Origin of the sequence: Pullulanibacillus pueri, from assembly GCF_014639255.1 — a bacterium.
Lineage (GTDB): Bacteria > Bacillota > Bacilli > Bacillales > Sporolactobacillaceae > Pullulanibacillus > Pullulanibacillus pueri.
In genome coordinates this window covers 24,869-31,424 of sequence record NZ_BMFV01000041.1, presented here as the reverse complement: position 1 = coordinate 31,424, position 6,556 = coordinate 24,869, and the positions used below count along the sequence as shown (strand labels likewise).

Here is a 6,556-nt window from a genome sequence, read left to right as displayed (position 1 = left end):
AAAAGCTCCCCCTAGATAGAACAGATTTTTATTTTTTAATCTGTCTACCTAAAAGGGAGCATATCAGTAGGCGTCAGCCGTCTTTTTCATGCTAGAAAGGTTATCCGGTCATGATATCTTCGCTTGGATACCTTATTTTCGATTTCTTTGGTTGTGACAGTGAGAAGAAAAGGGTAAGTGGACCGACAAGCCCTGTATACATGATGAAAATCAAGATCACCTTTCCAATGGCTGAGAGATGAGGTGTCAGTCCCATGGAAAGACCTGACGTACTGAAGGCAGATACCACTTCAAACAATGTGGGTAAGAATTTCGCCTGTTCAGTGAGCATTAAGGCGCAAACTCCAATAAAGATGAACGTTTGACTAAGAACGAAAATGGCCATCGCTTTAGACAGACTCTCTTTCTTTATCCATCTTCCAAACACCACTGGATTTTCTCTTCCTGTAATAAAGCCAACCACTGATATTAAAATGATGAAAAAAGTCGTGACCTTTATTCCCCCGCCAGCCGAAGCACTCCCTGCACCAATAAACATAAGAAAAATGGTTAAGAGCAGGGTGGTTTCATTCATATCGTTATAATTTAATGTATTGAAACCAGCAGATCTTGGAGTTGCTCCTTGAAAGAAAGAGGCCCAAAGTTTTTCCGTAAAGTTCAGATGGCCAAGGGTTTTAGTGTTATTAAATTCTAAAATAAGGACCATTAACATACCGAAAATCGTAAGACCAATCGTACCCACAATCGTTAATTTTGAATGTAAAGTGAGTGATTTAAAATCCTTGCTATTCCATATATCTGTTAAAACAGTAAAGCCGATTCCACCAATAATAAAGAGAAGAGGAATGACAATATTGACAACTGGATCACTCGCATATCTTGAGAGGCTGTTTGGCCAAAGAGAAAAACCAGCATTATTATAAGCGGCAACGACATAAAAAATGCTGTAATAAATGCCTTTCCAAAATCCCATGTCAGGTACCCAGCGCAGCATGAGAAAGATCACACCAATAGTCTCGATAACGGCAGACAGAAGAAGGATTTTCTTGACGAGACGGATGACTCCCCCTACAGAAGTCTGATTCAGGGCTTCCTTGATGACAAGCCTTTGTTTTAAACCAATCCGTTTCCCGAGCGTTAAAATGATGAGAACACCGACGGACATAAAGCCGACACCACCAATTTGCATTAAAAAAAGAATGATGATTTGGCCAAAAAGGGTAAAGTTTGTCCCTGTGCTGATTACTGATAGCCCGGTTACAGTAGTGGCTGATGTAGAAGTGAAAAAGGCATTAATCCAGGAAATACCTCCGTGGGTGGCAATAGGGAGTTTAAAAAGAAATCCCCCGATGATAATTAATATCATAAAGCCAAGCATTAAAATTTGAGCAGGGTTTAAATGAATCACACGGCGTGATAGCCAATTTTTATTTTTCATAACTTTAATAATCCCCAATATATAGTAAATAAATCAATGTGCATGACTAAAAAAACATATAGTAAAATATTAAGCTTATTAACAGTGGAATTCAACCTTTTGTTTAAAGGCAGAATTGAATCAATAGATTTACTCTTCAAATGGCTAAGGTCGTCTTTGTATGCGGTCTAACTTGATCATGAATATTTCAATAGTGTTACAGTGAAAAGGCTATTATTGCTTGTGAAAAGCGACTTTTATAGAGATGGAGTCTAGCCTTGTAATATAACTGTAAGTCATGCAATGGGCTAAGAGGACATAAAAGTATACGGATAATGTTCAAGGGGAGGGACCTTGATGAAAATTAATCGAGGGGTTGCAAAAAAGCTTACAGTGGCAACGACAGTAACAGGATCAATTTTAGCGCTACCGGCATTTGCGAGTGCTCACTTTGGAGATGATCTTCTATACAAAGGGAGCCATGATCAACACGTTAAAAATTTACAGTTGGTGCTAAAGAGAGAAGGCTATTATAAATTATCTAAGCCTACAGGTTATTTTGGATCATCAACAGAAAAAGCTGTCAAAGCCTTTCAAAGAGACCACCAACTGAAGGTTGATGGACTGGTGGGTCCTGAAACAAAGAGTGCGTTGAATCATTATGTGAAATTTGATGGAAAAATTTTGAGGTTGGGTGACAAGGGGGAAGAGGTTGAAGACGTCCAGGATCATCTTAAAAGTCTGGGTTTCTATAATGGTCATCTTGATGGGATCTATGGACAGGAAACGCGTACAGCAGTAGAAGACTTTCAAAAAGGTAATGACTTAAAGGTGGATGGCCTTGTGGGACAACAAACCTTTAAAGCATTACATAGTTCCGCCGAGCGTGCCTCTCAGTCCACAGCTGGGAGCGCGCGGGTTGAAACAGTCAATTATACGCAAAAGAAAACGAACACATCAAGCCGATCACAACCTGCTAGTTCTTCCAAAGTGATCTATATGAATTCAACAGCTTATACCGCATATTGCTCGGGATGCTCTGGAGTAACAGCTACAGGAATTAACTTACGTGCCAATCCTGATGTAAAGGTTGTAGCTGTCGATCCAGATGTTATCCCACTCGGAACAAAGCTGTATGTTGACGGCTATGGTTACGCTGTTGCTGGAGATACTGGCGGAGCCATCAATGGCAAACGCATTGATTTATTTATGTCCAATCAATCAGATGCTCTTGATTGGGGACGTAAAACCGTAAAGGTGAAAATATTAAACTAAAGAAAAAACAAATCCCTTGATGAAGGCTGGAGGATATCTGTCGAATATTCCATCTAGTTGAACCATCACAGGGATTTTTTGAAGGGGGAAGAAATTCCTGAGCTCCTTGAAGGGTGCGTAGTCAGCTTTTCTGCGGAAAAACTGCCCCTTCCTTTGGGCTCTAAACTTATGACGATGTGTTATTATGTATTCGGAATGTACAAGGGTTCTAATATCACGTCGTAATGCTGTTCTATTTCTTCCAAAGTATAGAGTTTAAAACGACTGCGCTTGTTGGCAACCATATGAATATGATCCTTGAGAAGGTTATACGGATGTTGACCGATCCGTTCACCTGCATGCATTTCCATATAAGTCTCATCAAGAATACGCCGATAGCTCAAATCCATAAAAGCATTGACGATGCGAAGTGTCTCCTCTTTTTGGTCAATAGCGTAATAGTAATTACCATATTGATCGATAATAAGGTCGGCTCTTTTGGTGATCTTCATGCTTGTCCCTCCTTAATAACCATTAAGAAAAGTATAAGGGGCTTATGGAAGAAGTTCAAGAAAGGAAGGAGAGTGCTTATTTAAATTTTTATTAACTCTCGTAGGTCTTGAGATGTTAAATGGATTAACTTTTGGTAGACTATAGGTATCTTGGTATAGGAGTTTTTATATGGCGAAGCAAAAAAGGAATAACACAGGAAAAGGAATACTTGCTGCAACCGGTTTACTTATACTGTCTAAATTGAAATGGGTCTTTGCGCTCCTAAAGTTTTCAAAATTTGGGGGCATGTTGATTAGTTTAATGGTCTCTTTAGGCGCCTACGCGCTGATTTTTGGCTGGCAATTTGGAGTGGCCCTTATCTATTTACTATTTGTTCACGAAATGGGGCATTTGGTGGCTGCCAAACAAAAGGGCATTAAGACAAGCCCGGCGGTCTTTATTCCCTTTATGGGAGCGGTGATTGGCATGAAGGAGCAACCAAAGGACGCGGCGACAGAGGCTTATTTAGCTTATGGGGGGCCGTTAGCTGGACTTGTTTCAGTTATTCCGGCATTGATTTTATATACACTTACAGGTCAATCTGTCTGGGCATTAGTCATCATGCTCGGATCCTTTATTAATCTTATTAATTTATTTCCAGTATCACCATTGGATGGTGGTAGAATTGTTGGGGTTTTGTCTCCAAACCTATGGTTCCTAGGCCTACTCGGAATGATTGTGTTTACCTACTTCTATCCGTCAGTTCTTTTTGTCATTATTATTATTATTGGTTTCTTTTCTTGGTGGCGAAGATTCCGTGAGGATTATAATATCAAAGTTATCCAACTTCAAATAGTGGCAAGAGAAAGGCTCATTGAAAAGGTTTTAAAGCTAAGGGAAGATCTTTTTTATCAATATTATAGAGAAGAAGACGGTCCGATGGTCAACCAAGTGATGAAGGAGTATTTAATCCGCGACGTACGCCAGGAGCAGGGAACCTTACAAGGGGAAATCTCCAGTATGTCGAAATGGTTGATCCCTATTTTACAAGACCGGAAAAAATTAAGGAAAATGAGTCTGATCTTACAGGGACAAATAAATAAAGAGTTAATGACCATTATTACACGGATTGAAGATCAGCACGATATTTCACAGGTTGTCAATGAACAACAACGGATCATCAGAAAATTAAAGGGGCAAAGTGAAGCCATCAATAAATATTATAATGCTACCGTTCGGACGAAGGTCACCGTGTTTATTGCCTATATTCTTTTAGCAGCTGTGTTAGGCCTTTTATTTATATATGGACAAGGAATTTTAGAAAGTCAATATATCGTTACGTCACTTCAGTAGAGGTGACTTTTTTGTATGATTAGATTTTATAAGTTAAATGCTTGACAGATGTCATTTTTTATTGAAGATCATCCATTAACCGATCGTCCTTAGTAGTCTCAACTCACTGGGGAATTGACGATTTGTTTCCCAAGCGGATCTTCGGACTCGTGCTGCTCCAACAGGACCCTAGTTTAGACAGCCATGAGTCAGCGGCACTGAAGAACTCCGGTGGTATTATAAGTGTTCGGAATCTTGCGCCTTATGTTCTGATCAAAGAGGGCACTATACTGGCTTTTAGAAAAAAGTCTTTCAATGATCTCAAGAGGAACGGGTGCTCTACCGATTTTTTTCGCACTTAATATCGAGAATATAAAATAAAATGCCGTATACACTTGATTTTTTTACAAGTAAAGAGTAAAATGTGAACAAAGGATGAATAAAATATGAATAAATAATGACGATATAGTGATAAAGATTTGACAAACCAATTTGAGGTGATGAAAATGGTTAAAATCTTAAATATTGTTTGCGTAACGGAGTTTGTTGTAGGCGTTATCTTGGCGTTTGTTCTTCCTCATGTAAGCGCTTATATATTTGGTGGCGGCTTAATTCTAGGTTCTGTGTTTACCTTTTTAATTGGGATGGGTTTAGGTTTACTAAGCCTCTATCAAGAGCAGTCATCGAAAAAAGAGCATAGGGATCAAGCGATTTAATTTAAATACTTCACATAGTCCTCAGGGTGATAAATGAAAAGAATCCGGTATCTGGTTAAGAGGATGCCGGATTTTATTTGTGGAAATAAAAAACACTCACCGTTATGGGGAGTGTTGGGGTTTTATGGCGTAAATAAGAGCTCTAATTCATTGGTTTGAGTTTATTTAAAAAAGTCACGATTCAATTGGATGTATTTATGCTCTTCCTCAGGCACTTCCTCCTCAGGATAGATCGCCTCTACAGGACAGACCGCTTCGCAAGCACCACAGTCTATACAAATATCAGGATCGATATAAAACATATCATCTCCCTCAATTATACAATCAACAGGACATGTTTCTACGCATTCTGCAGCTTTTTCATCCTTACATGGTGACGTGATGACAAATGCCATAATTAGATATCTCCTTTCTATTCTATACGAAAAATGAGTGTATCTTAGCTTTATTCATGACTGCTACTGCACGCCAAACCGCAATTTAGTGATGATAAAAATTGTCTGGTGAACATGGCCAGCAAATAGTCGTCAAAATTAATGGAAGTATAATATATACATTTATATGTAAAGCTTTTGGAAACACGATAGGTTCATAAGGAAGGTTTCCAGCATCTATACACCAAAATTAAAATGCATACTATAAAATATATATCACAACAGGGGATGAAAGGCAAGCTTGTGGACTGTTTTCGATCCCTTATAAAAAATAAAGAGGTTGAGACAAAACAAGATAATGAATACAAATACTGAACCATGCAAGTTAAAGATTGAGTGGGAAAGGAGAGTGTAGTCAAAATACGGAGTCTCAAAAAAATCGTGAGAACGGACGGTTTTTTCTGCGAAGATGATCCTCCTCGTTGCTTTCCTTGGTCTTATGGGGGTGGGAACCAGCGTGACTTCACGAGTCAACGTCGAGTTTTTCCGAGAAAGCTTCCTTCGCAGCGCAATATTCGTAGACGCAGGAACAGGGGGGTTTTAATCATAAATACTTTGGGGCCTATATGCCCCACTCCAAAGTGAGCTGAGGCCGCGCCCATGGAAAGCGACGTGTTTTGACGGAGCGATTCGCCCATGCTAAGTATAAAGAAAAATCCGTCCATCAACATTTTGAATGAACGGATTTTTCTTTGAGTGAAAGACTTCTGTCCCAGGCTCACTAAGACATGCTTCATCATGGAAGAGTGCTGATGAATTGGACCTCTTGTGGACTTCCAACAGGAGGTGTTCTGTCTTTGTTTGCTTGTTTGCCAGAGTTTAGTTCAAAATCTAAGATGAGTAAGAGCACAAAAACTATAGATAATACAACAAGGAAGCGGGTTTTCATTTTAATCCTCCTTTTTGTATGA

Annotated in this window: 7 protein-coding genes; 3 read left to right on the top strand and 4 right to left on the bottom strand. The window is 39.2% G+C overall.

What is annotated here, in order from left to right:
- Positions 1–100: 100 nt before the first annotated feature.
- A complete protein-coding gene (locus tag IEV91_RS18875; protein WP_239541439.1) occupies positions 101–1,438 on the bottom strand; it encodes a TrkH family potassium uptake protein in 1,338 nt (445 codons plus the stop codon).
- A gap of 336 nt (positions 1,439–1,774) precedes the next feature.
- Here IEV91_RS18875 and IEV91_RS18870 point away from each other — a divergent pair, with 336 nt between their 5' ends.
- Positions 1,775–2,692, top strand: a complete 918-nt coding sequence (locus IEV91_RS18870) for a peptidoglycan-binding protein (RefSeq protein WP_188498981.1) — start codon at positions 1,775–1,777, stop codon at positions 2,690–2,692.
- Between the two features lie 182 nt (positions 2,693–2,874).
- Here the strand turns inward: IEV91_RS18870 and IEV91_RS18865 are convergent, their stop codons facing one another.
- Complete coding sequence (locus tag IEV91_RS18865) at positions 2,875–3,183, bottom strand: hypothetical protein (RefSeq protein ID WP_188498980.1); 309 nt, start codon at positions 3,181–3,183, stop codon at positions 2,875–2,877.
- Positions 3,184–3,352: 169 nt separating this feature from the next.
- On the opposite strand from IEV91_RS18865, the gene IEV91_RS18860 reads away from it, so the two are divergent.
- Together IEV91_RS18860 and IEV91_RS18855 are read left to right on the top strand one after the other, a co-directional pair.
- Complete coding sequence (locus tag IEV91_RS18860; RefSeq protein ID WP_188498979.1) at positions 3,353–4,516, top strand: site-2 protease family protein; 1,164 nt, start codon at positions 3,353–3,355, stop codon at positions 4,514–4,516.
- A 485-nt stretch (positions 4,517–5,001) separates the two neighbouring features.
- The gene (locus tag IEV91_RS18855; protein ID WP_188498978.1) at positions 5,002–5,211 is read left to right on the top strand and encodes a hypothetical protein; all 210 of its coding nucleotides are present in this window, start codon (positions 5,002–5,004) and stop codon (positions 5,209–5,211) included.
- Positions 5,212–5,372: 161 nt separating this feature from the next.
- Here IEV91_RS18855 and IEV91_RS18850 read toward each other — a convergent pair whose 3' ends face one another.
- Complete coding sequence (locus tag IEV91_RS18850) at positions 5,373–5,606, bottom strand: ferredoxin family protein (protein WP_188498977.1); 234 nt, start codon at positions 5,604–5,606, stop codon at positions 5,373–5,375.
- Positions 5,607–6,381: 775 nt separating this feature from the next.
- Positions 6,382–6,534: a hypothetical protein gene (locus IEV91_RS18845; protein WP_188498976.1), complete on the bottom strand. Its 153-nt coding sequence runs from the start codon at positions 6,532–6,534 to the stop codon at positions 6,382–6,384.
- Positions 6,535–6,556 lie beyond the last annotated feature (22 nt).